The sequence below is a fragment of the Deltaproteobacteria bacterium genome (assembly GCA_026129095.1).
Taxonomy (GTDB): Bacteria; JAGRBM01; JAGRBM01; order JAGRBM01; family JAHCIT01; genus JAHCIT01.
This window is the reverse complement of sequence record JAHCIT010000002.1, coordinates 126,660-152,179: the sequence shown is the minus strand read 5'-3', so window position 1 is coordinate 152,179 and position 25,520 is coordinate 126,660. Positions and strand designations below refer to the sequence as shown.

Here is a 25,520-nt window from a genome sequence, read left to right as displayed (position 1 = left end):
GTGCTGAAACTCTTTCCGAGCCGCCGCGCCCGTGCCGAGGCCCGCGCCCGCCGGAACATGGCCGCCGGGACAGTACTCCTCACGATCTACCTGTACCCGGGCCAGCGATGGTTTTACCGGAAATATCTCGCCCGGCACATCGATCCGCTGCTGACGGATGAAAGGGTCCGCCGTCTCGCTCCGGAGCTTTACCAGAACCTCGCCGCCTACACGCTGCTTTTTGTGGTGCCGCAACTGCTCAATGTGGCAGTGAACCGGCAATGGCCATCTGCGGTGCGGAGCGGGTTCGGACGCTGGTGGATCGGTTTGCCGCTGACGGCAATCGGCATGCCTCTTGTGTATGCGATCGCACGGGCAGGCGCGAAGGATGCCGCCATCCAGGAAGAGTACCCCCTGCCGCCTTCGGCGGCGGCCGATGCGGGCGATTTCGTGTTGTGGGAGATATCCGAGGGCCTCTACTACACGGCATGGGAAAGCTTTTTCCGGGGTTTTCTTGAGGCCCCGATGGAAGAGGCGTACGGCAAGGACGCCGCTGTCTGGTTCCAGACGGCGCTTTCGACGGTTGCGCATCTGGGAAAACCGGCTGCCGAGACTTTTGGGGCCATTCCGGGCGGCATTGCCTTTTCATGGCTTGCCCGGACGACGCGGTCCTGGATTTACCCGATGCTCCTGCACTGGGAACTGGGAATACTGACCGACTATTTCGCTGCTCGTGAGAGCGGCCGCAATCCTTTCGGCGTGACCGCCGGTGAACGTCAGCCACCGCCCCCGAAACCGGAAAAAGCGGTGAAGCAGAAGACCGCACGATCCAGAAAGAAAAAATGAAAGCGGTAGTCACCGGCGGGGCCGGCTTCATCGGGAGTCATCTGGTCCGGGCCCTGCTGGATGCGGGAATCGACGTCCGGGTGTTCGACCTGCCGCAGGCGGTAAGGGAGAACCTCGCGGGTCTCCCGGTCGAATGGCATCCGGGCGACCTGACGAGGCCGGATGATGTCCTCGATGCCTGCGAAGGGATGGATCTGGTTTTTCACCTGGCTGCGCTGGTGAGCGACTGGGGTGAATGGAATCTCTTTGAGCGGGTGAATGTGGGCGGGACGAGGAATGTGCTCGACGCCGCCCGTGTGACAGGCTCCCAGCGAACGGTCATGATGAGTTCGCTCGCGGTGCATCCCTACACCGGATGGCGCATGGCCGACGAGACGACGCCCCGCGAGCCGGGTGGGAATCCCTACCGGCGATCGAAGATACTAGCGGAAGATATTTGCAGGGAAGCTGTGCGGAATGGCCAGCCGGTGACCGTGATACGGCCCGGCGTCTTTCCCTTTGGCGAGCGGGACCGCACATCATTTCTTCCGCTGGTGAAGGCCCTGAAGTCCGGGCTCTATGTCCATATCAACCGCGGCGATGCGCTTATTACCACGGCCTATGCGGGGAACCTCGCACGCGGGATGGTCCAGGCGGCGCTGTCGGAACGCGCGGCAGGGGAAACCTATATCCTAGGCGATGCGGAACCGGTCCGCTGGCGTGATCTCATGGCGCGGATCGCCTTGCGCGTGGGTGCTCCGGTGCCCACGGCGTCGGTACCGGGATGGTTCGCCGACCGGCTCAGCGACGGTTTCGAGGCGGTCTGGTCCCGTCTCGGCCGCAAGGAGGCCCCGCCACTGACCCGGTACCGGACAAGCGTTCCGCAGCGGGATCTGTGGTTCGTTTCCGCCAAGGCCGGGCGCCACTTCGGTTACCAGCCGGAAACCGGGCTGAACGAGGCCCTCGACCGCACGGTCCAGTGGTGGCGAACTGTCAGGTAGGAAGCGGAACCTGTTTTACTGCAGCGGCGTATTCGCGCATCATTCGGCTTACAACCTCGCCTGCCGGGCTGATGTCGTCGATGAGGCCCACGTTCTGCCCTGCGGACCAGACATCTTTCCAGGCGTTTCCCTTGCCGAAGTTCGCGTCGTATGAGGGCTTGAGAAAGTTTCCCCAGACGCCGCTGACCTTGTTGGAATAGATAATGTCATCCGGACCGCAGGCGATGATCATCTCCTTGAACTCCTGTGGGGCATCGGATTCGGGAGTGGCAATGAAGCGCGTTCCGACGTAAGCCGCTCCGGCTCCGAGGGCCAGTGCGGCGGCGATCTGCGCGCCGGTCGCAATACCACCCGCAGCGACGACGGGAAGACCGGTTTTCTCCCTGAGGTAGGGCACCAGCACCAGTGGCGAAATCGCCCCCGCGTGGCCGCCGGCACCGGCGGTGACCGCAATCAGTGCGTCAGCTCCCGCGTCCTTTACCTTCATGGCGTGCTTGAGATTGATCACATCGCAAAAGACCCGCGTTCCCACCTTCCGGGCCTTTTCCACGACCTGGGCCGGGTTGCCGAGGCTTGTGATGATGAGCGCGACTTTTTCCTCGATACAGGCGTCCATGTCCTGGAACAGCCGCGGATTTTCCAGTGGCCCCATCCCCTTCACGATCAGGTTCACGCCGAACGGCTTGTTGCCGACCTTTGCCTTGATCTCGGAAAGGGCCTGCCGGAACTCCTCGTGCGTCCGGTAGTTGAGGCTCGGGAAGGCTCCAAGCCCGCCGGCGTTGGTCACGGCGGCGACCAGCTCCACACGCGAAACAAGAAACATCGGCGCACCAATGATCGGAACCTGCATTCCAAGCATTCGTGTGATTTCGGTTTCAACTTTCATTGGAGCCTCCGGTCCCGGGCCTTCCATGTGTCTTCGAGGCTCCGGGCCGCCGGGACAGTAGCACGGTGCCGCTAACTGGCCAGTGTCCGGAGTGGAACTGTGATAAACTGAAACCCATGACGAAGGCTTACCCACCTCCTGGACGGAGCCAGATCATTGGAGCGCTTGGTGGCACGCTTGGCGCGGTAATATGGATTTTTCCGCTTTGCTTCATGTCCGGTGACTGGCTGACGGCGGTTGTGGTGGGAATTGCCGCGTATGGGGTGTTCATGAGTGGTATTACCGCTCATCGCCGCCAGCCGGAGCGGCTTCACGAAATTATCCGGATCGAGACAGTTGTTCTGGGTTCGCTGAACATTGCCGTCATCCTGTTCCGGTGGGATTACTGGATGGTCCACTATCGCCAGTCGCGCTTCTATGATTCCAGTGCCGACCTGCCCGCACCGGTAGTGGCACTGCTTGTTGCTTCCGTGGCCGGGTTCATTCTCTGGATGAACTGGAAGGACAGCCGCCGGACAGGCCCCCCGCCGGGCTGATTGTCAGCCGCTCCGGGCTGCCGTTACCTGGGCCACGACGGCGGGGCTGGGGATTTCGAGATCGGTGTGAATCTGTATCTGCACGTCCATCTCGCTCAGTTTCTGGTACACCTTTCCGGTCCGGCGGATGGGCCACCAGTCGTAAAGGAAAATCTCCAGTGGCCGCCACATGGCCACCCAGCCGCCGATGGTGAGGCTCTCGGCGAAAATGGTCGCCGCCGTGCCATGCCAGGTGTGCTGGATCAGGTCAGAGGCGAGCAGGCACCCCACGAGAAATGACAGCCCCACGAGCAGGCTCAGCCGGCCCTGCTTCAGGAACTGGCGCAGCTTGCGGCGGTTCCGTTCCACCCGGTAGCTGAAATACCGGTGGATCGCCTCGGCAGTCTGTCCCGGCGCGGAGAGATCTGTCACCGGCCGTTCAATATGGACAAGCAGGCGCAGGGGCATGTCGGAGGGGAAATCCTCGGCCCATTCGACAATGAACGCCTCGGCTTTGTCGTCGAGATCCTTGTCGGTGAACGGCGACGGATCCATCGAATTGAAGAGCTGGTTCACGTCATGTAGACGGAGTTCGATCACACCCTCGGTCTTCTGATGTTTCGCCAGGGAATCGTCCATTGCACCGGGAGTATGATTGATGGGGTTCGGCCGGGCGAGGGGCTATACAGCCGGAGGGCGGTTCTTGATCTCCCGGTATTTGAGGAATCTGCCGGTGAATTCATCTTCTTGCTCCCCCGTCCACGCAACGGCAGTCCAGCCCCGAAGCATTTCGCACTGCCGTATGTGACGTGCCAGTTCGGGGCCAGGACCGTCCCAGCTGAACCCCAGCCGGCGCAGGCCATTCAGACGGACGTAAATGGGGATGGCGATGGCTTCCGCCAGTGTGGGCTCGCTGCCGCAGAGCCATTTCTGTCCGGTGAGCCACGTTTCCATCTGCGCGAAGGCGGCGGCCAGATCCCTCGATCCGGTGGCGATCCCTTCCGGAGTAATTCCGTAATAGACACGCACCGCCGACAGCATGAGATTAAGATCGAGCCACCGTACGCGTTCCATCACGGCCGCACGCGCCACTGGGTCGGCGGGCAGCATGGGGTTTTCCGCGATCTCGCGTTCCAGAAACTCCATGATCGGAATGGAGTCCGTCAGGTAATGGCCCTTGTACCGGATCATGGGGATTTCGCGCCTGGGGCTCCACTGCAGAAACTCCGGCGGCAGGGTCATTCCCTTTGGACGGACCGCCTGCGGCGGGACGATGATCTCATCGTGCTCTATTCCCCGGTTCGCCAGCACGAACTTCACCCGCTTGGCGAACGGGCATATCCAGTGTCCGTAGTAGGTGACATCCGGCATCGATCAGCCCTTCAGCCACGGGAGGCATCCTGTCCGTTCAAGCAGGGGGTCGAGCAGATCCTTTCCGGCGGTCATCTGGTACTTTTGCCGGATGACGCCGAGCGATTTGGCGGCGTATTTCTGGGGCTCCTGAACCCAGGGCTTTCCGGCCAGCTCCATCGAAAACTCCTTGCTGCCTGCTGCGACGGCCTTCGCATTGGCCGCTGACCAGGGCAGGAACAGTGCTCCGATTTCTTCCCGGAGCAGGGGCTCCAGTGTGGGTTCCAGCGCTTTTGGCGTTTCCAGTTCTCCCGTCGCCCTGGGGCTGAGCATGCGCTGGATCCAGGCAAGGGTCTGGGGAGCGTTTGCCTTCATCCACACTCCCGGCGTGGGATCGGTGGAGCATTCATAGATCTGTGCATAGAGACCGAAGTCCGCCATCACCGGCCGTCCGCCCATCAGGAAGTCGCGCCCGGAAAGATGCCGTTCGAGTATCCGGCAGGTCCGCTTGAAAGAGTCCTCGATCATCGGCAGCGTGACCGGGTTGGAGCCCACGAACTTCAGCCGTGGAACCATCCGCTGCATGATCATCTGCCGCCCCTGGTCGAGGGCCGCTCCCGCTGCACCGGGCATGTTTTCAAGAAAGATCCGCTCCGCCCCGGATTTCTGGTCTGCTTCGTAGGTCCAGCGGTAATGGAACATCGGCTTGTTGCCCCATTCGTCGGCATATTCCTCGATAAGCGCCGACAGGAATGCGAGAGTGGGGTCGGACGGCGTGATGGACGGGTCTGGGTATTTCTTCTCGAATGTCTCGATGATCGGTGTTGAATCCTGCATGGCCTCTCCGGTGCCGGAGACGACCAGCGGAACCAGCGGCAGTTTCGCGTATTTCTGGAATTCGGGCATCTCCTTTATGCCCCGGACGACCCATTCGTGCGGAATCCCCTTGTACCGGAAGTAGGATCTCACCTTGACCGAATAGGGCGACATCTCGACGCCGAAAATCCTGTAGCTCTCTGCCATGATCTCTTTTGGCTCCTTCCGCCGGGGGCTAGTTAAGCATATAGCTGTCACCTGCATTCAAACAGCCTGTTTTGGTCGAAAATCGTTGCAACGACCTTCCGGAATGGGCACAATACGCCCGGACGTGGTGTTAGCCGCCATTTGGCCCGGACTCCCGGCAAGGGGGACGGGACCGGCAGTTGGCAGCGTCTCTTGGACAACTCAAAGCCCTACGCGCAATTCCCATCCAGCGCCAGGAGCTTCACTTCGGACCGAAGGAGGCATCATGAGGCTCGAACAGGTATTTCCCCAGCTCTACGGCAAGCAGCACGGTTTCGTCGAGAAGATCGACATGGACGATTTCCGCCGGTCGCTCAGGAATCTGGAGCCCATGGCGCGCTATCTGCGGGTGAAGCTCGAAGGGGCTGACAACCTGCCGGAGCATACCGGCGCCCTGATGGTGGGAAACCACGGCCCGTTCGGGATGGACGCACCGTTTCTGGTCAAGGCGATCTGGGAGCAGAAGCACCGTTTCGTGCGTGCGCTGGCTGACCGCGTGATTTTCCAGACGCCGGGTTACCGGTTTGGCGCAGCCATGATGGGGGTTCTGGAAGGCGAGCCTCAGCAGGCGATCCGGATGCTCCAGAAGGACAAGCTCGTGCTGGTCTATCCGGGCGGCGCAAAGGAGACGATCCGCAGCACGAAGGAAAAGTACCAGCTTCGCTGGGACGGCCACTACGGATTTATCAAGGTAGCGCTCCGTGCCGGCAAACCCATCATCCCGGTTGCCTGCATCGGTATTGATGACCTGTTCTGGCAGATTGCCGACCACGAACAGATGCTGAAGACGCCGCTTGGCCGCTATATCACCAAGCGGTACGGCAACGAAAAATACGTGATGCCGTTATATGCCGGTATCGGGGGGCTGCCGATACCCAGACAGCTCACCTATCACATCGGCTGGCCGATTTACCTGGGTTACGGTCCCGAGGCAGCCGATGACCCGGAGATCGTCCGCAGGCTCCATGCCGAGGTCAAAGGCGAGACAGAAAAACTGATCGCCTATGGCCTGCGTATCCGTGAAATCCGGCAGAAAAAGTTCCGGCGGCTCATCACACGCCGGGCCGACCGGTTCCTCGCTGCTGCCGCCGAAACCGTGCAGAACGTGCTCGCGGCCTGAAAAGGCCGCCGGCCGCACCCGTCTTGACGGGATACGGCCGGCGGGGGCGAGAGAAGAGGAACGAGGAAGGAACCGGTATCCGTTCAGGAGCGGGGCCGTTTCGGCTTCACGCCCCGCTTGATCATCTCGATGATTGCTTTCTTGACCAGTTGATAGGTTGCGGGATCCCTCGTCCGGAGATTCTCCACGGCGGGGCGTGCCTCGCGTATGACGCGGTGTGTATGCTGGTTGTCGCGTCCGGTAAGCACGGCCATGGCGGCCAGCCGGAGTGGTTCGTTGAGCGCCAGCGTTGCAGTAGACATGATGGCAATCTCCCGTTCGGTAAGTCTTCAGCCATTTCCCGGCATCCTGTAATCTCGGTCACGCTGCGTTGCCGGGCGATGTGAAGCTTCAATTGCAGGTTGCACCCGCTGTGCCAACACGGAAGCGCATCCGTGTGTGGTTCGTCACATGGGTTTTATTACCTGTTTTCCATGATTTAGGCTTCCTGTGTGACGGAAGCCCCGTTGGTTGTGAACCGGGAACTATTTAATAGGTGTCAACGGAGATTGACCGTTAGAGGCGGGACGGTACCGCTGGGCGGTTCCGGAAGAACTGCAAATACACCCGGACGGGAACAGTGCTTGTTATATCCTGTTTTTCTCCAGATTGACGGCTGGCCGGTAATGGTCGCTGGCGGCGGTCCGGTAGCGCTCCGCAAGGTGAGGCTGCTGGTCAGGGCTGGTGCTAACGTCCGGCTGGTCGCTCCGGAAGCTTCGGTTCCGCTCCGGGCCCTGGCCACGAGTGGAAAGATCGTCTGGCGCAAGAGGCGCTTCCGTCCGGCTGATCTCGCCGGAACCAGGCTTGCCTTCGCCTGCACGGACGATCTGGCCGTGAATGCTGTCATCCTGGAATCCGCAACCCGGCGGAACATCCCCGCACAAAGCGCCACGCATCCGGAAACGAGCGCATTTCACGTCCCGTCATCGGTCGTCCGCGGACCGGTCCAGATCGCCTTCTCGACCGGGGGCGCCTCGCCGGCACTCGCCCGGCGCATCCGTGTGGAGATAGAGCAGCTTCTTCCCGAGGGATTTGAACGGTATGTAAGGCTCCTTGAACGGGTCCGCCGGTGGCAACTCGGGCGGGGTTTGGCGCAGGAGCAGAACGCGGCTGCGTTCCGGGCATTGGTATCGCGGCGTCTGGAAAAGGAAGTGATTGGCCGCCGCCGGACTGGGGCGGCAAGGATTCTCAGGTCAGCGCTGGGGCCATCGGCTCCGGTTGACAGGCTCCTGAAGGGACTCTGCTAGCCCAAAGAGGTTCCCCCGCTCCCCTTGGGGAGCGGGGGAACCGTTTGGAGGAGGAAAACGAAGGGAACTCGGAATAACCAGAGAACCTCCCCTTGATGGCCGGTTCGCACTGAACTGGCCGTGAACTCTGGATGAAAAGCGGTTAAAGCCGTCCGGTGCTATTTGAAACCTTTCCGGATGCCGCTAGGTTTGATGCGCTTGCCACCACTATTCATACGGTTCAGTCCTGCTGTCCAGGTTGCCATTGCGACGGTCCTGATTGCCGCCGGGGTGGCAGGTGCCGCTCCGGATAAAGAGAAAATATTCCTGTCGGGCCCCGCCGGCCTTGTCCAGCCATTCGCGCTTGCCCAGATACCCGGTGCACGGTGGCTGCTGGCGGCATTTCGTGGCACTCCCGGCGCGTTGTACGTTTTCGATACGTTCGAATGGAAAGATTCCACCACTTCCGAGTCCATCGGTAACGTCAATGATCCGGTCGCCATTACCATCAGCGGCAACCGGGCCTATGTCGCCAATCACGGCAACCAGACCATCACGGTTCTGGAGCTGGACACAGACAACGGGAAGCCGAAGTCCCACTCCACCATCAGTGGCGGCCCTTCCGGGCGGTTCGGCAGCACATCCACGCCCAGGCCCATCTCCATGCTGGTGGAAGGCAACCGTTTATGGGTGCTCAACTACGAAGGGACGGTATCGAAGATCGATGTCAGCCTGAGCATTCCGGTCCGGATTTCCTTTACTCAAGGTTCGGTTACCGGCAGCGGTGACGTGCGGGTATGCGGAAATACGGCCACGCCGGCAAATCTCCAGGTTCCTTTGTCGATGACACGGCAGGGAGATTTCACTTACGTCGGATGCGAGAACGGAGTCGTCACGCGGCTCTCCGACAACGGTACCACGGTAAACCGGACCGGTCTGGTGATCGGCTCGCTCGGCCGTGGCCGGGCGGTCATTCCGCATCCGTCCGAAGATGACGTGCTGCTTTATGTGGACGACGAGAATCACCGTGTTCTCGCGCTGGATACGACGGACTCCATTTGGGATTCAGGTTCGCCCGTGGTTATCAATCCCCTTTGCGCTGTCAACGGTATCAACCAGAACAGCATTCCCCTGACCGGTTCGACCACATCCAATGTGGCGGCTCATGCCTTCATTGATCCGGCCACGTCGGGAGATCCCTATCTGGCGGTGCTGAATGCACGGGGTGGAGCATCTGGTGTGCAGATGATCCGGCTGCTGGCGATCGATTCCAGTGATGCCACGGCTCCACCCGACTGCTCGCTTCGTATTGATACGCCGGAGACACCGGCCACCGGGAACAATATCGAGTACGCCATTGCTGGCGCCGCGTCAGTGCCCACGGCCATCGCGTCGGCGGGGATTCCGCTCCAGCTGGGGTTTGATGCGGGTTACCTGTTCGTGCCGAACTATAGCGCCGGAGGCGGCGCCAGCCTGGTATCGGTTTTTACCAGCAATCCCTATTTCGAGTCCGGCTCCGCCGTACCGGCAGCCCTGTCCGGAAACACGGAGGATCCCGAAGGACTCGCGGTGCTGACTACCCGGATTACGCTCGCTTCCGACGAGAGCACGTCCAATGTGCGCGCCAAGGGCCGGATTGATGATACGCTCCTGTTTGAAACTCTTGCTGCCAGCAGCGCCACCAACGGACTCAGTCCGGCATTCAATGTCACGACAAATGAACTCATTACAAAGGGGATTATTCCGCCGGGGGCCAATGAAATCGTGCAGGTTCTGGCCGAGGCCCGTGATTCGCTGGGGAACTACGGACGCCGTCTGGTCCGGCTGCCGGTTGATTCCCTCCGGCCGGGACCGCCGGCAGTCAGATCGGTTGGCGGTGCAGACCGGGTGCTGATTGTCAGTATCACGCCCGGCGTGGATCCGCGTGACAATGAAACGGGAGTATCGTCCGGTGTGGGCGAGTACCGGGTCGTGTTCCGCAAGACGCTGGAGGAACGGGATGATGGGACGACGATCGAGAGCTTCGCGGCGGGTTATCCGGAACCGGAAGATCCCGAGCGGCGGGTGACCACCCGGGATGGAGGCAGCGAGACGGTTATTGCGGAGCGCCCGAACCAGTTTATCCCGGAATCCCGGTTTATCGAAGTGGCGGCCGGTGCTTCGAGTTTCCAGGTTGGCGGGCTGACCAACCTCGTAACGTACACATTCGACGTGTACTCGCTGGATCGCGCACGCAACATTTCCGAGACCGCTAGCCAGGGGGAGGGGATGCCCGACGCTGGCATCGGCCTTTTCGACATTCTGGGTGAAAACGGCTGTTCGATGGGGTCATCTGGACCGGTGGCCAGCGGATCCGCTGACTACACGCGCCCGCTGTTTCTGGCGATGATTTTGCTTGCAACCGGCTGGCGGTGGCGGAAAAGGCCCGGCTCATGATGCGCGGTTTCGGCTTCATGGGCGCATTGGTCTTTGCCATGGTGATTGTTGCGTGGCCTTCGTCCGCCACGGCTCAGGTGTTTGGCGAATCGCAGGCCGAGTCAAAGGCGTTGTACTGGTTTGGGACCGGCTACACGCTGCTTCGTGTGCGTGAAGACAACTTCCGGAAGTTTTTTGGCGACAACACCCACGGCGGATTTCTCCAGTTCGGCGTGAATCTTCTTCCCAGGGTGGACGGCACGTTTGCCGCCGGTTTCGCCCTCCAGTCTGCAAACACCTGGGCGACCCGTCAGCCCGATGGCATCCCGGTTGGAGCGCCGGGATCGAATCCCACGGTTCGCACCCTGAACAAGGAGCGCCTGTTCCTGTTCCCCATGCAGGCGGGGCTCCGGCTCCGGGGCCAGTTCTGGCGGGACCAGTTTCTGGTTCCCTTTGCCGAAGGCGGCCCGGCGATGACGGTGTTTCACGATGACTTTGGCCACGTAAACACCGGCTCCATCACGGGCGTGAAGTTCGGCGCATGGGCCGGTGCCGGACTGTTTGTTGACGTAATCGATCTTGACCAGCGCGCCCGCCGGTCCCTGCGGGCAGACGGATTCGAGCATATCTACCTGTTTGGGGCCGCCAGATACGACTGGATCGACAATTTCGGCGGCCGCGGCCTGGATCTCTCGGGCTACCGGTTCTCGTTCGGCGTGGAACTGCGCTTCAGGGGATAGCGTCAGGTCGGTGAGACGAAATCGCCCAGCAGTCCACCCCGGCTTTTCCGGCGCGACCGGCTGTGTTTGCTGCCCTGCTTTCGGCTGGCTGCTGCCGTGGCACCGGCGACTGCATTGGGCTTGATGCTGTCGCGGACGCCCAGTTCATCCAGAAACTCGCTGACATCGTGCCAGCATTCGCGGAACCGCGGCATGAATGGCATCACATGGAACCCGTGGTGTTCGCCCGGATAGACCTTCCATTTGACCGGAATATCCCGGTCAACCAGCAGGTCGCGGAGCCGCTTGGAGTCGAAGAAAAGCGGATCGTTCGTTCCGATCGGGATGAAGAACGGCGGAAGCGGCCGGTCCGGTTCCCGCTTGCTGGCGAGGATTTCCAGCGGGTGCGTGAGGGGATCCATCCGGATCGATTCGGCTTCCGGAGGAAGACCGGCATAGATGCTGGAGAGGTATTTCAGCAGCGGCAGGAAATACCGGACGACACGATGCTCGGCATACACCTGATGGTCGCTGAGATAGTACCATCCGCACCAGGGGATGACGCCTTTGACCGGGATGTTCCGGTCGAACACCTCGCGGGCGAATGGCTCATGGCGCCTGAAGCTGTTGATGAGTGCCATCATGGTGGTGAGATTCCCGCCCGCCGATTCACCGGCAATGATGACCCGCGACGGATCAGCACCATAGTGATGGGCATGTTCCCATGCCCAGATCACGCCCCGGCAGACGTCCTCCAGGCTGGAGGGATAGGGGTGCTTGGGGGCCAGCCGGTAGTTCAGCATGAACGTGACGCAGCCCCGCCGGGCGAACTGGCGGCCTGCGATCCGGTGCGTATCCTTGGAACCTACCGCGAAACCGCCGCCGTGGATGTAGATCACCATCGGGCTGAGGCCCGGGTAGGGGGCCGGAAGCCAGACGTCGAGCAGATGTGACCGCTTGCCGTCGTTGACATACGGGACGTTGCGGATGAGCCGGACTTTCTCTTCCGGTGGAAGCCTTCGGCCCATCCGGCCGATTGTCTGGAGGGCTGCCACATGCATGAGCTGGTCGATGCCCCGGATAATCATTGAGGCGGGGCGGGATGGTTCAAGTGCTTCGGACATGGCCGTCCTCCAGGACTCGGTATAGGAACAATCGTATCCTTATTGGTGCGACATGAAAAGCCATCGGCGCAATGAATTGTATTCTGTGGTAGTACCCGCCGGGCATGCCTAAAGCCTACCGTTATATTTCCGTGGATATCGAAGCCGCCGGCACCTTCACGCCGGACTACTCGCTCCTTTCCATCGGTGCGGTGGAGATAGAATCGGGCGACGAGTTCTACATCGAGCTCAAGCCGGCAAGCCCGCTCCAGAATCCCGACTCGATGAAAGTTGTGGGAGTTCCCTTCTCGCATTTCGAGAAGGAGGGAACGGAACCCGCAGCCGCCATGGAGGCATTTGAAAAGTGGCTTCTGGCCCGGCGCCGGAGCGTGGATGACGATCTGCTGCTGGTGGCATTTAACGCGCCTTTCGACTGGCAGTTCGTGAACTACTATTTTCTCAAATACCTGGGGCGATGTCCCTTTGGATACACGGCGCTGGACGCCAAGGCGTTCTGGTTCGGCATCCGGAGCACGCAAAAGGAAGCCACCTGGGACGACACCAAGAAGAGCCGTCTTCCCAAGCGCATCCAGAGCCAGCAGCCGCATACGCATAACGCGCTGGACGATGCCCGCGAGCAGGCCGATGTTTTCAGGAACATGCTTGCCGAGGCAGAGCGGATCCGGAAAGGCGAAGCGCCGCAATAAAAGGGGATCAGGCCTTCCCGGTCCGCGCTTCGAGAGCTGCTTTTACTGCCCGCTTGAGTGACCACTCGGTCGTATAGCCCGTGAAAACCTTGCTCACCCGGCCATCCGTACCGATGATGAACGTGGTCGGAAACCCCCGGATGCCGAACTTCTTGCCGGTTTCGCCGTCATTGAAAAGCACCGGCATGTGCAACTTGAGTTCGCCGGCCATCTGCCGGACATCATCCGCCGCCGAATCCAGGGCGACGGCCATCACGATGATACCGTCCTTTTCCATTGCCACGTGCATGCTGCTCAGGGTGGGCAGTTCCTGACGGCAAGGGCCGCACCAGGTCGCCCAGAAGTTCAGCACGACAACCCGGCCCCGGTAGTCTGAAAGGCGGTATGGGCGGCCCTCTGTCGAGACAAGCGAGAAGTCCGGTGCTTCCTCGCCGGCCTGGACGGCGGGTGCGATATTTCCCTGGCTCCACAGGTAGACCGCGACAATGGCCGCTACCCATAGCGCCGTCTCCACGACAGATCTCAGGCGCCTGCGTTGCGGCTCGGGTGAATCCTGCTGGGTGTCTTCTGGCATTTTGTCCGTCCGGAATCCCCGCTATTTCTTCCTGCCACCTGTCGTGAAAGGTTTTTCCAGCTTCCCTACCGTTCGGGATGCCCGTCGCCCTTCATCAAGGAGACAGTCCAGCATGTCCGCTACCGCACGTACTGGCTGGTACCGGTCCCGAATAACAAGCCGGACCGGTAACGGAGGGGTATCCGCCCTGATCAGGCTCAGCTTCCGGGAGTCTGTTTCGAACAGGGCGACCGCCGGAGCAATGCCAAGGCCGACCCCTGCACTTGCATAGGAAATAAGCAGGGAAACACTCGGTACGTCGACAGTCGATACCGGTGCGATTCGTTCCGATTCAAGCAGGTGATCGAGAACGGTTCTGCCCACGCTGCCACGTGCCAGTCGGAGCAGGGGTTCTGTCCTGAGTCTGGCGGCGATATCTGTTCCGCCAGTCCTGGAAAGAATCCAGTAAAACGGCTGGCTGAACAGCAGCGTGGAAGAAAGTCCCGGCCGTTCGGCAGTTGTCGTTACAATGGCGATATCCGCCTCGCCCGCCGAAACCCGGTTCAGGGCTTCGGGGGAATGCGCGGTGGTGATTTCGAACCGCAGGGGGCTCCGGGCCAGGTTCATGTGCCGGAGAACCGGTACGAGAAGGGCATTTCCCAGGTAATCGCTGATGGCGATCCGGACGGTCACTGTTGGAGTGCCGGCCAGTGAGGAGAGAACGCCGAAAGCGGCATCCGCTTCGTCGAATAGCCGGGTGAGTGATGCCAGGGCGCTTTCCCCGGCGGGCGAAAGTTTCAGTCCCCGGCCTTCGCGCTCAAAGAGCCTGATGCCGAAGTGTGTTTCCACGCGCCGTATCTGCTGGCTGATGGCAGACGGCGTCTTGTGCTGCTGCCGGGCCGCCGCTCCGGCCGATCGGAGCCGGGCCACAGCCAGAACGTCGTGAAGTGCCGGTATGAGGGATGGGTCCATATATAAGGTATTCTTAACATAATGGAGAGAAACTTTCATTTTAATTAAATGACAGGGATGAGCATAATCCAGAGGCGCAATGCGCAGGGAGCAGACCGTTATGGGCAGAAACCTGTTTCAGAAAGTGTGGGAGGCGCACGCCGTCCGCGAGCTGCCGGGCGGTCAGGTGCAACTGTTCATCGGACTTCATCTGATCCATGAGGTCACAAGTCCGCAGGCATTCGGGATGATGCGCGATCTCAAGCTGAAGGTGGCGATGCCGGACCGCACCTTCGCTACCGTGGATCACATCATTCCGACCGATACCCGTTCCCGCCCGTACAAGGACTCGCTGGCCGAAGGAATGATCGTCGCGTTGAAGCAGGCATGCGACGACTTCGGGATTCCATTCTTTGACGATACATCCGGACAGCAGGGGATTGTCCATGTCATTGGCCCGGAACTGGGGCTGACCCAGCCGGGCATGACCATTGCCTGCGGCGATTCGCACACTTCCACGCACGGGGCGTTCGGCGCCATCGCCTTCGGCATCGGGACGACGCAGGTCCGCGATGTCCTGGCGACACAGACGCTGAGTTTGGCTCCGCTGAAAGTCCGCCGGATCAACGTGAACGGGAAACTGGGTCCAGGCGTATATGCCAAGGACATCATTCTCCACATCATCCGCAAGCTGGGCGTGAACGGCGGTACTGGCTACGCCTACGAGTACGGCGGTTCCACCATTGATGGCCTGTCGATGGAAGAGCGCATGACGATCTGCAACATGTCGATCGAGGGCGGTGCGCGGGTGGGCTACGTGAACCCCGACCAGAAGACGTTCGACTACCTGAAGGGCCGTAAATATGCGCCAGCCGGAGCGGCATGGGATGCGGCGGTAGCCTGGTGGAAGTCGCTCGCCTCTGACCGCGACGCATCCTATGACGACGTCGTTGACTTTAACGCGGCTGATATTGCTCCTACGGTTACCTGGGGCATCAATCCCGGACAGGCAATTTCGGTCAAGGAGACAGTGCCCAGCGTCGAGGCGGCGGGTTCCGAAGCGGAAAAGGCCTCGGTCCGCGAGGCGCTGGAATACATGCAGCTTGAGGGCGGCCAGCCGATCGAAGGCGTCAAGGTGAATGTGGCCTTTATCGGGAGCTGCACGAATGCCCGTATCAGTGACTTTCGCGAGGTGGCCAGACTGATCAGGGGCCGGAAAGTATCTCCCGGTGTCCGGGCGCTCGCCGTGCCGGGCTCCATGGAAGTGAACCGGGCGGCACAGGCCGAGGGGTTGCCGAAGGTGTTTGAGGAAGCGGGTTTCGAGTGGCGCGAGCCCGGCTGCTCGATGTGTCTTGCCATGAATCCGGACAAGCTGTCCGGGCGTGAACTGTGCGCGTCTTCATCGAACCGGAACTTCAAGGGTCGCCAGGGAAGTCCCACGGGCCGTACGGTTCTGATGAGTCCGGTGATGGTGGCAGCCGCCGCCATCCGGGGCCAGATCACCGATGCGCGCGAGGTGTTCGGCATCTGAGCGAAGCCGGACCGGAAAACAGCAGACGAAAGAGGACCACGAAATCATGTCACTGGAGAAGGTCACAAAAATCACAGGGCGCGGCGTTTATGTGCCGGGAGACGACATCGATACCGACCGGATCATCCCGGCCCGGTTCATGAAGTGCGTCACCTTTGACGGACTCGGGCAGTATCTTTTCTATGATGTTCGCCATCATGAAGATGGCCGGAAGAAGGACCACCCGCTGAATGATGCCCGGTTTGAAGGGGCGACGGTGCTCATTTCCGGCCGGAACTTCGGATGCGGGTCGTCCCGTGAACACGCTCCCCAAGCGATCCGCAAGCACGGGTTCCGGGCCGTGATCGCGGCGAATTTCGCGGAGATATTCTTTGGAAATGCCACGACGCTCGGGATGCCTTGTGTTTCCCTGGATATTGCTCATATCGAGAAGCTGGGCCGGATGATCGGGAATGATCCTGGTGTCGGGATTACGATTGATCTCGAGGCTGGCGAGGTTCATGCCGGCGCGGAGAAGTTCCCGCTCCAGATCAAGCCGGGCGCCCGCGAATCGCTGGTGCGGGGCGAGTGGGATCCCATCGGGTTCCTGCTGGAAGGCACAGAGGAGACCGCCAAGACAGCCGCGAAGCTGCCTTATGTGAACAGGTTCGCGTAACCGTGCAGTAAGGGGACGTTAGCTCGCCAGCTTTTCCAGCTCTGCTTCGTCCATGTCCGCATTGTGGTGGACCTTCTGGACGTCGTCGATATCCTCGATCTTTTCGAGGAGCTTAACCATCTTGCCAACGTCTCCACCCTTGAGATCGACGGTGGTCTTGCCCACGCGAGCCACCTCGGCGCTGATGTATTTGACGTTCAGCTTGTCGAGCGCGTCTTTCACGTCGGCGAATGCTTCCGGCGGACAGGTCAGCGTGAAAGAGTCCCCGTCGTCGGAAATGTCTTCCAGGCCGGCATCAATGGCGGCCTCCATGATCTTGTCTTCGGTGAGGCCGCCCTTCTCGATGATGAACATGCCCTTTTTCTCGAAATTCCAGGAGACTGATCCATCGGCACCCATGTTGCCGCCGTTCTTCGTGAGAGTTGAGCGGACTTCGGCCACTGCGCGGTTGCGGTTGTCGGTCAGGATGTCGAGCATGATGCCAACCCCGTTCGGACCATAGCCTTCCAGGGTGAACTCCTCGTAGGAGACCCCCTCCAGTTCGCCAGTGCCCTTCTTGATGGCGCGGTCGACGTTGTCGTTCGGCATGTTCTCGGCACGAGCAGCCGCGATGGCGGTCCGGAGGCGCGGATTTCCATCAGGATCGCCTCCGCCGAGCTTGGCGGCGATGGTGAGTTCCTTGATGAGCTTTGTGTAGATCTTGCCCTTTTTGGCGTCAGCGGCGCCTTTCTTGTGCTTGATCTTGCTCCATTTATTGTGACCGGACATGGCAACCTCCCGATATAACGGGCTTTTTCTGTATATTCAGCGGGCGCCCCCGGGAGCTGCCGTGCGGCATCCCCGAAGGCAAGCCCGCCTCTTATAGCGTCCATGGTCGGAGCGTCAAGACGGGGGCTCGCGGGGCTTGACCGGTTCTATCCTGCCGGGACATTACCGGTGGATACCTATCGTGCTTTCCGTGAAACCCAGCGAGGTTCCGAATGACCGTCCGGCGGGGGTTCGTCGGCAGGTCGCTTATGTGCTGTGGATGACGCTGGCACTCAATCTCCTCGTTTCAGGGCTGAAGATTGCGTATGGCTACTGGACTGGTCTCGTGGCCGTCTATGCGGACGGACTGCACTCGCTGGCCGATGGACTCTCCAACATCATCGGACTTGTAAGCATCTATCTGGCCTCCCGCCCGCCGGATGAGGAGCATCCCTACGGGCATGAGAAGCTGGAAGTGGTCGCATCCGCCGGTGTGGGGCTGTTTCTTCTCGCAACGGCCGCTTCTGTCACTTACGAAGTCTACGGGCGCCTGACTGGCGATCTCAAGCCGCCCGATCCCTCCGGGGCGGTGATAGCGGTCATGGCCGGCACCTTCGCCGTCAACCTGTTCGTGGCGTGGTATGAGCGGCTCCGGGGCCGGGAACTGCAGAGCCCGTTTCTCCTGTCGGACTCCGCCCACACGGCGAGTGACCTTGCCGTAACCCTGGGGGTGATCGGGTCGATAGGTCTTGGCTATGCCGGAATCACATGGGCCGATCCGGCCGTGGGCCTCTTTGTGGCCGGCTGGATATTCTGGGTGGGGATCCGGATCATCAAGACCAATGCTGACTATCTTGCAGACCGGGCCCTGCTGGATCCGGAGAAGGTGCATGAAGCTGCTGCTGCTGTACCGGGCATCCTCGGTTGCAGCGATATCCGTTCACGTGGAATCCCCGGAAAGATATTTGTGGACCTCAGTATCCAGGTATCTCCTGCCCTCACGATTGCCGAGGCGCACGTACTCAGCCATCAGGTGACGGACTCCATTCGGGATCGTTGTCACGGCGTGCGTGACGTGACGGTCCATGTGGAACCAGAGGGGCAATAGGCCTGGACCGCGTCTATTTGCCCGGCGGTGCAGGGGTTCGTTAGGTTGGTAGGGCTCTATTGAGGGAAGCCAAGGAAGGTAACCAGATGACTGATTCACCGGCGAAGCAGGGTGATGGAATCCGCCTGCAGATTCACTGTCCGAATGAACTGATCAATGGCGTTTATGCCAACCTGACACTCGTGAACGCAGCCGAGAACGAATTTGTGTTCGATTTCTGCTTCATGCAACCGCAGGCGCCCGGCGCAGAGGGAATCAATTCGGCAACGGTCCGGAGCCGGGTGATTGTCAATCCACGGCAGGCCAAGCGGTTCCTGAAGGCTCTCGGCGAATCTGTGTCCCGTTACGAATCCCGTTTCGGAAAGATTGAAGCCGATGTACTCAATACGACACCGATTCCGATGGTCAAGGCCGACGGCACGGTGAACTGAGGCTCTTTCTGAAGGCTGAGGGAGCGGGCGATGCCGATCACTCGGAGAGCTGACGGCTATACGGTCGGGGCGCTCCCGCGGATCAAGCTCCGGGTGTTTCTGGACCGGAGCCGCCGGACCATGGATATCCCGCCTGAAGTGCCAGTCGATTCGGTGCTGGAGGATGTCCTGTCACGGGCGGTGGCATTCGTTCCTTGCGTGAGTGCGGCCCTCTATCTGGATAATCCGATCACCAAGCAGTCGGACCGGCGTGAAAACGATCTCGTGGTGATCGCATCCATTGGTGTCGGCGCCTACCTTACGCTGCCGGGATCGTCCGAGCCCGCGTATACCGGTATCCCCGGCAAGATTTATCTCGAGACAGTTCCCTTCCTTGGTGTTGATGAGGCGACACAGGCTGCCGTGATCGGTGTGCCGGTGGCGATAGAAAAATCCGTCTGTGGTGCGCTGATTCTCCGGAAGCGGCCCGGAGAAGCGCCATTTACCGAACGGGAACTGAAGCTCATCGCAATCTTTGCGGACTACATGGCATCGGTGCTCATGAATGCCCTGGATGCTGAAAAACTCCGCGACATGGCGCACCGGGATCCGTTGACGGGTCTTTACAATGACCGGTTTTTCCATGGCCAGCTGACCCGCGACATCATCGATGCCACCAGTACGGGCCAGCCCCTCTGCCTGGTATTCATGGATCTGGACCATTTCAAGGAGGTGAACGACACGCATGGCCATATGGCCGGATCAATGGTCCTGAAGGAGATCGGCTACCTCATGCGGCACACCCTGGCCATGCCGGGGGCTGTACTGGCGCGGTACGGCGGTGATGAATTTGTCATGATCTTCGCGCAGCAGGAACTGGCAGATGTGGTGGCCGCCTGCGAGCGTCTCCGGGAAACCATTGAGAAGAACGTGTTTCTGGCATCCGAGGGACCTTATGGCCCGCCGCTCAGGATCGCGAACATCATCACCTGCTCGATGGGCGTGGCCAGCTTTCACGACCATGTGCGGAAACGGTATACCCCGGAACAGAACAAGGACGTTTTCCTGAAAGTCGCTGACAAGGCGATGTACGCTGCCAAGGATGCCGGTCGTAACCGTGTGGTGACAGGGCAACGGGAACCCGGCGAGGAAAATGAGCGTTACTGATCATGAAATTTCATACCGAATATCTCTGGTTTACGACAAAAAAGCGGCGGGACTATGTGCTGATTACCGATGAAGTCCAGGCCGCCGTCACGAAAAGCGGCATCCAGGAGGGGATGGTACTGGTGTCAGCGATGCACATCACGGCCGGTGTGTATGTGAACGACGCCGAGTCGGGCCTGATCCGTGATATCGACGCGTGGCTCGAACAGCTCGCCCCGGCCCGCCCTAACTACCATCACCACCAGACAGGCGAGGATAACGCTGACGCACACCTCAAGAGCATGATTGTCCATCACCAGGTGATATGCCCCATCACCAAAGGCCACCTCGATTTCGGACCCTGGCAGCAGATTTACTACGCCGAGTTTGATGGACAGCGCAAAAAGCGTGTGATCGTCAAGGTCATGGGCGAGTGAGGGGAAACCCGGAGCGTGCGGATAGCGATTGAACTGGCGGATGAATCTGTTGCAGTCGAGGCCCGGTCGGTGGAACTGGGCAGCAACCTGACGCTGATCCGCCGGATCCGGGGAGAGGGAATCTCTGCCAAGGGGAACACATGGGCACTTGAGGCGACTTCCGTTGGTGCACTGGAGCGCGAGCTGGACGCTCTTGTGACGGAGGCGGATCTCTCTGCGTGGAAGGCGGATTTCCAGGCAACCAGGATCCAGCTGGCGCAGACGGCCGAAATGGCTGGTGATCTGAGGGAATCGCAGTTCCAGCTGCTGTGGAATGTCGCACAGGTCTGGATTGCCGCGCTGGTGCTCTTTCCGCTGCCGCTCCTGTTCATGGGCTGGGATGAGCTGTTCGACCGCTATATCCCGCACGGGCTCGCCGGACTTGCCTCGGCCGCAACGGCAAGCTTCCTCCGTCAATGGTGGAGGGCCCGGCCGGCGCTGTCCTCCGTCCTTGATCTCCAGAGGGAACAGGAGCTTACCTTGCTGGGGCTTGAAGAGCAGATCGGTCGCTATCCCCTGCTTGTCATCGGCGAGAAGCAAACAGCGGTGCTCGTGCAGGCGGACCTGGAAGGGTTTGTCACCCTGGTTGGGCGGTTCTCTCCGGCACGGGATATCGCCGTAATCGCCTCGGGAGAATCGGGCCGTATGCTGGCCCGGCGGCTTGTTGAGTCAGGAGCTGCGGAGAGCACAGAAGGCGATGTGCTTGCCGTTATCCGGGCCTGATTTCCCGGCTATGATGGCCCTGTGAGCCCTTCGGATCGAGATCAGACGGAAACGCACACATCCGTTCCGGATGCTTCTGCCGATGCGCGCGACCGGCTGCTCGCCGAGGCATCCAAGCTGCCGAAGGAGCCCGGCGTATACCTGTTTCGTGATGAGCATGGAGTGATCCTGTATATCGGCAAGGCGAAGGTGCTCCGGAATCGGGTCCGGACCTATTTCCAGCGGTCGGACGACGGACGATTCCAGGTCCGGTTTCTGGTTCCGAAGATACGCAGGATCGATACCGTTGTAACCCGGACCGAGGACGAGGCGATCTTTCTCGAAAACACGCTGATCAAGAAGCACAGGCCCCGGTACAACATCGAACTCAAGGACGATAAGAGCCATCTGGTGATCCGGATGGATATGCAGCATCCCTGGCCTCGTGCCGTGCCGATGCGGCGTCCGGTTCGGGACGGGGCGAAGTATTTCGGGCCCTATGGATCGGCGGCAGTGGCCCGCGAGGCACTCGACGTTCTCCAGCGGTCATTCGGGCTCAGGACATGCAGCGATTCGGAACTGGAACGGCGCACCCGGCCATGCATTGAGCATGACATCGGCCGCTGCACGGCTCCCTGTGTGGAGCTGATCAGTCCGGAAGACTACGCCCGGCGGGTTAAGTCGGTGAATCTGGTTCTTTCGGGGCGGGGACGTACCGTGCTGGATGGTCTGCGTGCCGAGATGGACCGGGCGGCCGAGGCGACAGATTACGAGAAGGCAGCGAAACTCCGGGACCAGATCCGTTCCATCGAGGAGACGATAGAAAAGCACCCGGTCGTGTCGATGGATCTGGTGGACAGGGACGTTGCCGGATTTTACCGGGATGGTCCCAGCGGCATGATCCAGATGGCGTTTGTGCGGGGCGGTTCGCTCATGGAGACGCGGTCGCTTCCGGTGGAGATGCACGGTTTTGCACCGGAGGAGGTGCTGGAGCAGTTTCTGGCCCGCTACTACGGTTCGGAAAGCTACGCGCCGGAGGAAATACTCCTCCCTTTCGAGGTCGAAGGCGCGGATGCCATCTCCCGCGTGGCTGCCCGGCAGCGCGGCGGTCCGGTTGAGGTAATCGTGCCCCAGCGGGGGGAAAGGGCGAAACTGGTCGAACTGGCGAACCGCAATGCCCGTGAGGCGCTGGAGCGACGCCGTGCCGAGGACGAAAAGATCCGCGAGATGCTCGAACGGCTCCGCCAGCTTCTGGCCCTCAGCCGTTTGCCCGAATGGATAGAGTGTTACGACATTTCACATTTGGGTGGCGATTCGACGGCGGCGAGCCGGGTCGTGTTCCACATGGGAAAACCCGTGCGCCGTCTTTACCGTAAATACCAGATCCGCACGGCGGAGGGCGGCGATGACTATGGTGCCATGCGCGAGGTGCTGGCACGCCGTCTTGCCAGGGTGCCGGGTGCCGGTGCAAATCCCGATGACGAGTGGAGGCTTCCCGACCTCATGATCGTCGATGGCGGCAAGGGGCAGCTCGCAGAACTGGTGCGTGCGGCCGGGGCGCTTGGCATCAGTTCGCGGCCGGATGCTCCGGATCTCGCGGCACTTGCCAAGTCTCGCGTACTGGAGAGAGGAAGACTGTCATCGGGCCAGTCTCCTGACCGTTCCATCGATCGTTCGGATGAAAGGGTGTTCCGGCCGGGGGACGCGGAACCGCGACCGCTTGATCCCCATTCCGGCGAATACCGGCTGCTCGTTCATTTGCGGGACGAATCGCACCGCTTTGCAATCCAGTATCAGCGCAAACTGCGTGAAAAACTCCGGTTCCGTTCCGAGCTGGACCGGATACCCGGCGTCGGCCCTTCGCGGCGGCTGAGACTGCTTAAGGCTTTTGGCTCCATTGACGGCATCAGGAAGGCCTCGGTTGAAGACCTGAAGGCAGTTGAAGGTGTCCCGGCCACCCTGGCCAGGGCCGTCTATGAATATTTCCACCCGGGAGAGCAGTCAGCCCGTTAGCCCATCTCGATCTGGATATTGGGCGGTGCCTGGGTCGCCTGGAGCGTGGAGATGCGTGCGGCGACTTTCTGGGCCAGCTCTCCGAAGGCGCGGATTTCGGCCGTGTTAACCGGATCGGCCACGGCGGGCACTCCCTTGTCACCACCCTTCCGGATCGGCAGCAGGATTGGCAGGCGGGCGAGCAGCGGGGTGCCGGTTTCGTCGGCGAGTTTCTGCCCGCCCCCAGAGTCGAAAATCTCCGTGTGGGTATGGCAACTCGGGCATTCGAAGTAGCTCATGTTCTCGACCACACCGAGCACAGGCACGTTTACCTTCTGGAACATGGCAACGCCCTTGTAGACGTCATTCAGGGATACCGTTTGCGGCGTGGTTACCATGACGGCTCCGGTCACCGGCACACGCTGGCAGAGCGAGAGCTGCACGTCGCCCGTGCCCGGCGGCATGTCAACGACGAGATAGTCCAGTTCGCTCCACTGGACGTCGGTGAAGAACTGCCGGATGGCGCCGTCCAGCATCGGCCCGCGCCAGATGACCGGTTCGCGCTGGTCGATAAAGAATCCGAATGAAAGGATCTCGATGCCGTACTTGCGGGCGGGAAGTATCTTGTCGCCCACCTGCCGCAGATCCTGCTTGCCGACATCCAGCATCTGCGGGATGGAGGGTCCATAGAAGTCGGCATCCATGAGCCCCGCTCGCGCTCCCTGCTGGGAAAGGGCAAGGGCCAGGTTCACGGCCACACTCGATTTCCCCACGCCGCCTTTCCCTGACGCGACGGCAATGATGTTCCGGATCTGCGGGGCCGGATTCTGCTGGGCGGCTGATGTGGACGAACGGACGTTCGAGGTCATTTCCACGTCCACTTTCGATATGCCGCCTATCGCTCTTACCGCTGCCTCGGCATCCGCGCGGAACTTTTCCTTGACCGGACAGGCCGGCGTCGTGAGCTCAATGGTGAAGGCGACATTGCTGCCATCAATCCGGATATTCTTCACGAAACCCAGGGAGACGATATCCCGTCCCAGATCCGGGTCGATAATGGACTTGAGCGAATTGAGGACGGCTTCCTGGGTAACGGCGGGCATGGTGTTCCTTCCGGGCCTTAAGGCCGCATCTCAATTGGCCACCGGAGGCGCGTCAGTCAACCCTGATGGCCGGTTCCCTCCGGGGCGGCAAAGGGGTATCCTGTCTCCCGGTCATGGGACGGAGACTGCCACTGCTGTTAGCGGTAATGACACTGGTGCATGGGTGCAGCCGGACCGGATACGTGCGGAGAGTGACGCTGGAGGGCGATGCCTGCCGGGCCGTGAAAAAGGAAATGCGTATTACCAGCGAGGCGAACCGCACGGTTGGACAGGTCCGCCGGGTGTCAAAAGCCCTGATCGGCGACCGCTGCACGGCAGAATTCGTCCTGTCGAGCGATCCCGCCTGGCCGGAACTTACGGAAAAGAACTGCGATATCCTCGAAGATGCCCGGCTCATCATGCTTCGCTATTCGACGATCGGCTATGCCAGCCCGGATCTGATGGAGGGCGGTCGTCCCGGCTGCCGGCTCGTCAGCTACAAGATCGGGCGCCGAACGGAAAAACGCCAGTAATCACAGCGGATTAACAGGTTTCGCCAGCGTTGCTTTACCAGCCTTGCGCTTTGTGGCTGGAACAACTATGGACCGGCCGCCTTGCCCCCGGGGCCTTTCAGTGGCCGCCCGCCATTTGGCGGCCCAGGCGCGATCCCGGGGGACGCCGTCCGGCCCAGACTTTTCCGGACGGTGACCGAAAGGAGACACAGACGAATGGCGAAGCATATCTATGAGTGCATGCTCATTTCGCCGCCCGACCAGAACGAGGCGGCGAGGGCTCCCTTGCGCGAGCGGATCGAATCAGTCCTCAAGAAGTTCGGCAGTTCCATTGTTCACTCGGAGGACTGGGGCAGCCGCCGCCTGACCTTCCGGATCAACAAGAACTGGCGCGGCCACTACACGGTCTTCTATTTCGAAGCCGAGCCGGCCTGCGTGACCGAGCTGGACCGCACGTTCAAGATCACCGACGACGCCTGGCGGCACATCATCATCCGGCCCGAAGAACGGCCCGATTTCGCCGAACTGGAGCGCAGGGCCAAGGCGCGTGCTGAAGCCGAAAAGGAGCGCGCAGCCGGGCGCGAGGCGTTCGATGAGGGCGACCGGGAGGACCGTGGCGAACGCAACGAACGCAACGAACGTGCCGAACGTGCCGATAGCGATGGCGGTGACGAGGTATCAGCCGCCGAATAGCCCGGGTCTGACAAT

Annotated in this window: 28 protein-coding genes; 18 read left to right on the top strand and 10 right to left on the bottom strand. The window is 60.9% G+C overall.

The window, feature by feature from the left end:
• Positions 1–825 (top strand): CPBP family intramembrane metalloprotease, encoded by an 825-nt coding sequence (locus tag KIT79_03145; protein ID MCW5828291.1) that lies wholly within the window; start codon positions 1–3, stop codon positions 823–825.
• Complete coding sequence (locus KIT79_03140) at positions 822–1,805, top strand: NAD-dependent epimerase/dehydratase family protein (GenBank protein MCW5828290.1); 984 nt, start codon at positions 822–824, stop codon at positions 1,803–1,805. The genes KIT79_03145 and KIT79_03140 overlap by 4 nt, the downstream gene beginning before the upstream one ends.
• Here KIT79_03140 and KIT79_03135 read toward each other — a convergent pair.
• Entirely contained in the window at positions 1,798–2,691 is an 894-nt protein-coding gene (locus tag KIT79_03135; protein ID MCW5828289.1) for a nitronate monooxygenase, read from the bottom strand. The genes KIT79_03140 and KIT79_03135 overlap by 8 nt on opposite strands.
• Before the next feature lie 116 nt (positions 2,692–2,807).
• Here KIT79_03135 and KIT79_03130 point away from each other — a divergent pair, with 116 nt between their 5' ends.
• Positions 2,808–3,227, top strand: a complete 420-nt coding sequence (locus tag KIT79_03130) for a hypothetical protein (protein MCW5828288.1) — start codon at positions 2,808–2,810, stop codon at positions 3,225–3,227.
• Positions 3,228–3,230: 3 nt separating this feature from the next.
• Here KIT79_03130 and KIT79_03125 read toward each other — a convergent pair whose 3' ends face one another.
• From KIT79_03125 to KIT79_03115, 3 genes are read right to left on the bottom strand one after another with little or no spacing between them, the layout of a single operon-like run.
• A complete protein-coding gene (locus KIT79_03125) occupies positions 3,231–3,845 on the bottom strand; it encodes a hypothetical protein (protein ID MCW5828287.1) in 615 nt (204 codons plus the stop codon).
• 42 nt (positions 3,846–3,887) lie between these two features.
• The gene (locus tag KIT79_03120) at positions 3,888–4,577 is read right to left on the bottom strand and encodes a glutathione S-transferase family protein (GenBank protein ID MCW5828286.1); all 690 of its coding nucleotides are present in this window, start codon (positions 4,575–4,577) and stop codon (positions 3,888–3,890) included.
• A gap of 3 nt (positions 4,578–4,580) precedes the next feature.
• Positions 4,581–5,579: a glutathione S-transferase family protein gene (locus KIT79_03115; GenBank protein ID MCW5828285.1), complete on the bottom strand. Its 999-nt coding sequence runs from the start codon at positions 5,577–5,579 to the stop codon at positions 4,581–4,583.
• 265 nt (positions 5,580–5,844) lie between these two features.
• On the opposite strand from KIT79_03115, the gene KIT79_03110 reads away from it, so the two are divergent.
• The gene (locus KIT79_03110) at positions 5,845–6,738 is read left to right on the top strand and encodes an acyltransferase family protein (protein MCW5828284.1); all 894 of its coding nucleotides are present in this window, start codon (positions 5,845–5,847) and stop codon (positions 6,736–6,738) included.
• An 83-nt stretch (positions 6,739–6,821) separates the two neighbouring features.
• Here KIT79_03110 and KIT79_03105 read toward each other — a convergent pair whose 3' ends face one another.
• A complete protein-coding gene (locus KIT79_03105; protein MCW5828283.1) occupies positions 6,822–7,040 on the bottom strand; it encodes a hypothetical protein in 219 nt (72 codons plus the stop codon).
• A 321-nt stretch (positions 7,041–7,361) separates the two neighbouring features.
• Between KIT79_03105 and KIT79_03100 the strand changes: the two genes are divergently transcribed.
• The 3 genes from KIT79_03100 to KIT79_03090 all read left to right on the top strand — a co-directional run bounded on the left by KIT79_03100 (position 7,362) and on the right by KIT79_03090 (position 11,158).
• Positions 7,362–8,024 carry a bifunctional precorrin-2 dehydrogenase/sirohydrochlorin ferrochelatase gene (locus KIT79_03100; protein ID MCW5828282.1) on the top strand — a complete coding sequence of 221 codons (663 nt, stop codon included), beginning with the start codon at positions 7,362–7,364 and terminating at the stop codon, positions 8,022–8,024.
• Between the two features lie 198 nt (positions 8,025–8,222).
• Entirely contained in the window at positions 8,223–10,439 is a 2,217-nt protein-coding gene (locus tag KIT79_03095; protein MCW5828281.1) for a hypothetical protein, read from the top strand.
• Complete coding sequence (locus KIT79_03090; protein ID MCW5828280.1) at positions 10,436–11,158, top strand: hypothetical protein; 723 nt, start codon at positions 10,436–10,438, stop codon at positions 11,156–11,158. Before KIT79_03095 ends, KIT79_03090 begins: the two co-directional genes overlap by 4 nt.
• Before the next feature lie 2 nt (positions 11,159–11,160).
• On the opposite strand, the gene KIT79_03085 is transcribed toward KIT79_03090, so the two are convergent.
• The gene (locus tag KIT79_03085; GenBank protein MCW5828279.1) at positions 11,161–12,261 is read right to left on the bottom strand and encodes an alpha/beta hydrolase; all 1,101 of its coding nucleotides are present in this window, start codon (positions 12,259–12,261) and stop codon (positions 11,161–11,163) included.
• A gap of 104 nt (positions 12,262–12,365) precedes the next feature.
• Here KIT79_03085 and KIT79_03080 point away from each other — a divergent pair, with 104 nt between their 5' ends.
• Positions 12,366–12,947 (top strand): 3'-5' exonuclease, encoded by a 582-nt coding sequence (locus KIT79_03080; GenBank protein MCW5828278.1) that lies wholly within the window; start codon positions 12,366–12,368, stop codon positions 12,945–12,947.
• A 7-nt stretch (positions 12,948–12,954) separates the two neighbouring features.
• On the opposite strand, the gene KIT79_03075 is transcribed toward KIT79_03080, so the two are convergent.
• Positions 12,955–13,521 (bottom strand): TlpA family protein disulfide reductase, encoded by a 567-nt coding sequence (locus KIT79_03075; protein MCW5828277.1) that lies wholly within the window; start codon positions 13,519–13,521, stop codon positions 12,955–12,957.
• Between the two features lie 21 nt (positions 13,522–13,542).
• Entirely contained in the window at positions 13,543–14,472 is a 930-nt protein-coding gene (locus KIT79_03070) for a LysR family transcriptional regulator (GenBank protein ID MCW5828276.1), read from the bottom strand.
• A gap of 100 nt (positions 14,473–14,572) precedes the next feature.
• Here KIT79_03070 and leuC point away from each other — a divergent pair, with 100 nt between their 5' ends.
• On the top strand, positions 14,573–15,982 hold the full coding sequence (gene leuC, locus KIT79_03065; protein MCW5828275.1) for a 3-isopropylmalate dehydratase large subunit: 1,410 nt from the start codon (positions 14,573–14,575) through the stop codon (positions 15,980–15,982).
• Between the two features lie 46 nt (positions 15,983–16,028).
• Positions 16,029–16,637, top strand: a complete 609-nt coding sequence (leuD, locus tag KIT79_03060; GenBank protein ID MCW5828274.1) for a 3-isopropylmalate dehydratase small subunit — start codon at positions 16,029–16,031, stop codon at positions 16,635–16,637.
• An 18-nt stretch (positions 16,638–16,655) separates the two neighbouring features.
• Here leuD and KIT79_03055 read toward each other — a convergent pair whose 3' ends face one another.
• Positions 16,656–17,405: a YebC/PmpR family DNA-binding transcriptional regulator gene (locus KIT79_03055; GenBank protein MCW5828273.1), complete on the bottom strand. Its 750-nt coding sequence runs from the start codon at positions 17,403–17,405 to the stop codon at positions 16,656–16,658.
• A 136-nt stretch (positions 17,406–17,541) separates the two neighbouring features.
• Between KIT79_03055 and KIT79_03050 the strand changes: the two genes are divergently transcribed.
• The 6 genes from KIT79_03050 (at position 17,542) to uvrC (ending at position 23,239) form a co-directional block, all read left to right on the top strand.
• Positions 17,542–18,492, top strand: a complete 951-nt coding sequence (locus KIT79_03050; protein ID MCW5828272.1) for a cation transporter — start codon at positions 17,542–17,544, stop codon at positions 18,490–18,492.
• Between the two features lie 86 nt (positions 18,493–18,578).
• Positions 18,579–18,923, top strand: a complete 345-nt coding sequence (locus tag KIT79_03045; protein ID MCW5828271.1) for a DUF3467 domain-containing protein — start codon at positions 18,579–18,581, stop codon at positions 18,921–18,923.
• A 30-nt stretch (positions 18,924–18,953) separates the two neighbouring features.
• The gene (locus KIT79_03040; GenBank protein MCW5828270.1) at positions 18,954–20,069 is read left to right on the top strand and encodes a GGDEF domain-containing protein; all 1,116 of its coding nucleotides are present in this window, start codon (positions 18,954–18,956) and stop codon (positions 20,067–20,069) included.
• A gap of 2 nt (positions 20,070–20,071) precedes the next feature.
• Positions 20,072–20,485, top strand: a complete 414-nt coding sequence (locus KIT79_03035) for a secondary thiamine-phosphate synthase enzyme YjbQ (GenBank protein MCW5828269.1) — start codon at positions 20,072–20,074, stop codon at positions 20,483–20,485.
• A 15-nt stretch (positions 20,486–20,500) separates the two neighbouring features.
• Positions 20,501–21,247: a hypothetical protein gene (locus tag KIT79_03030; protein ID MCW5828268.1), complete on the top strand. Its 747-nt coding sequence runs from the start codon at positions 20,501–20,503 to the stop codon at positions 21,245–21,247.
• A gap of 21 nt (positions 21,248–21,268) precedes the next feature.
• Positions 21,269–23,239: an excinuclease ABC subunit UvrC gene (gene uvrC / locus KIT79_03025; protein MCW5828267.1), complete on the top strand. Its 1,971-nt coding sequence runs from the start codon at positions 21,269–21,271 to the stop codon at positions 23,237–23,239.
• Here uvrC and KIT79_03020 read toward each other — a convergent pair.
• On the bottom strand, positions 23,236–24,321 hold the full coding sequence (locus KIT79_03020) for an Mrp/NBP35 family ATP-binding protein (protein ID MCW5828266.1): 1,086 nt from the start codon (positions 24,319–24,321) through the stop codon (positions 23,236–23,238). The two genes, uvrC and KIT79_03020, sit on opposite strands and share 4 nt — an antisense overlap.
• Positions 24,322–24,434: 113 nt before the next feature.
• Between KIT79_03020 and KIT79_03015 the strand changes: the two genes are divergently transcribed.
• A complete protein-coding gene (locus KIT79_03015; GenBank protein ID MCW5828265.1) occupies positions 24,435–24,833 on the top strand; it encodes a hypothetical protein in 399 nt (132 codons plus the stop codon).
• A 195-nt stretch (positions 24,834–25,028) separates the two neighbouring features.
• Entirely contained in the window at positions 25,029–25,505 is a 477-nt protein-coding gene (rpsF, locus tag KIT79_03010; GenBank protein MCW5828264.1) for a 30S ribosomal protein S6, read from the top strand.
• Positions 25,506–25,520 lie beyond the last annotated feature (15 nt).

What these genes read in the sequence shown, in the direction of transcription:
- KIT79_03140 (MCW5828290.1), top strand. Translation starts at nt 822, where the DNA reads ATGAAAGCGGTAGTCACCGGCGGGGCCGGCTTCATCGGGAGTCATCTG.
- KIT79_03135 (MCW5828289.1), bottom strand. Translation starts at nt 2,691, where the DNA reads ATGAAAGTTGAAACCGAAATCACACGAATGCTTGGAATGCAGGTTCCG.
- KIT79_03130 (MCW5828288.1), top strand. Translation starts at nt 2,808, where the DNA reads ATGACGAAGGCTTACCCACCTCCTGGACGGAGCCAGATCATTGGAGCG.
- KIT79_03125 (MCW5828287.1), bottom strand. Translation starts at nt 3,845, where the DNA reads ATGGACGATTCCCTGGCGAAACATCAGAAGACCGAGGGTGTGATCGAA.
- KIT79_03120 (MCW5828286.1), bottom strand. Translation starts at nt 4,577, where the DNA reads ATGCCGGATGTCACCTACTACGGACACTGGATATGCCCGTTCGCCAAG.
- KIT79_03115 (MCW5828285.1), bottom strand. Translation starts at nt 5,579, where the DNA reads ATGGCAGAGAGCTACAGGATTTTCGGCGTCGAGATGTCGCCCTATTCG.
- KIT79_03110 (MCW5828284.1), top strand. Translation starts at nt 5,845, where the DNA reads ATGAGGCTCGAACAGGTATTTCCCCAGCTCTACGGCAAGCAGCACGGT.
- KIT79_03105 (MCW5828283.1), bottom strand. Translation starts at nt 7,040, where the DNA reads ATGTCTACTGCAACGCTGGCGCTCAACGAACCACTCCGGCTGGCCGCC.
- KIT79_03090 (MCW5828280.1), top strand. Translation starts at nt 10,436, where the DNA reads ATGATGCGCGGTTTCGGCTTCATGGGCGCATTGGTCTTTGCCATGGTG.
- KIT79_03085 (MCW5828279.1), bottom strand. Translation starts at nt 12,261, where the DNA reads ATGTCCGAAGCACTTGAACCATCCCGCCCCGCCTCAATGATTATCCGG.
- KIT79_03080 (MCW5828278.1), top strand. Translation starts at nt 12,366, where the DNA reads ATGCCTAAAGCCTACCGTTATATTTCCGTGGATATCGAAGCCGCCGGC.
- KIT79_03075 (MCW5828277.1), bottom strand. Translation starts at nt 13,521, where the DNA reads ATGCCAGAAGACACCCAGCAGGATTCACCCGAGCCGCAACGCAGGCGC.
- KIT79_03070 (MCW5828276.1), bottom strand. Translation starts at nt 14,472, where the DNA reads ATGGACCCATCCCTCATACCGGCACTTCACGACGTTCTGGCTGTGGCC.
- leuC (MCW5828275.1), top strand. Translation starts at nt 14,573, where the DNA reads ATGGGCAGAAACCTGTTTCAGAAAGTGTGGGAGGCGCACGCCGTCCGC.
- leuD (MCW5828274.1), top strand. Translation starts at nt 16,029, where the DNA reads ATGTCACTGGAGAAGGTCACAAAAATCACAGGGCGCGGCGTTTATGTG.
- KIT79_03055 (MCW5828273.1), bottom strand. Translation starts at nt 17,405, where the DNA reads ATGTCCGGTCACAATAAATGGAGCAAGATCAAGCACAAGAAAGGCGCC.
- KIT79_03045 (MCW5828271.1), top strand. Translation starts at nt 18,579, where the DNA reads ATGACTGATTCACCGGCGAAGCAGGGTGATGGAATCCGCCTGCAGATT.
- KIT79_03040 (MCW5828270.1), top strand. Translation starts at nt 18,954, where the DNA reads ATGCCGATCACTCGGAGAGCTGACGGCTATACGGTCGGGGCGCTCCCG.
- KIT79_03035 (MCW5828269.1), top strand. Translation starts at nt 20,072, where the DNA reads ATGAAATTTCATACCGAATATCTCTGGTTTACGACAAAAAAGCGGCGG.
- KIT79_03020 (MCW5828266.1), bottom strand. Translation starts at nt 24,321, where the DNA reads ATGCCCGCCGTTACCCAGGAAGCCGTCCTCAATTCGCTCAAGTCCATT.
- KIT79_03015 (MCW5828265.1), top strand. Translation starts at nt 24,435, where the DNA reads ATGGGACGGAGACTGCCACTGCTGTTAGCGGTAATGACACTGGTGCAT.
- rpsF (MCW5828264.1), top strand. Translation starts at nt 25,029, where the DNA reads ATGGCGAAGCATATCTATGAGTGCATGCTCATTTCGCCGCCCGACCAG.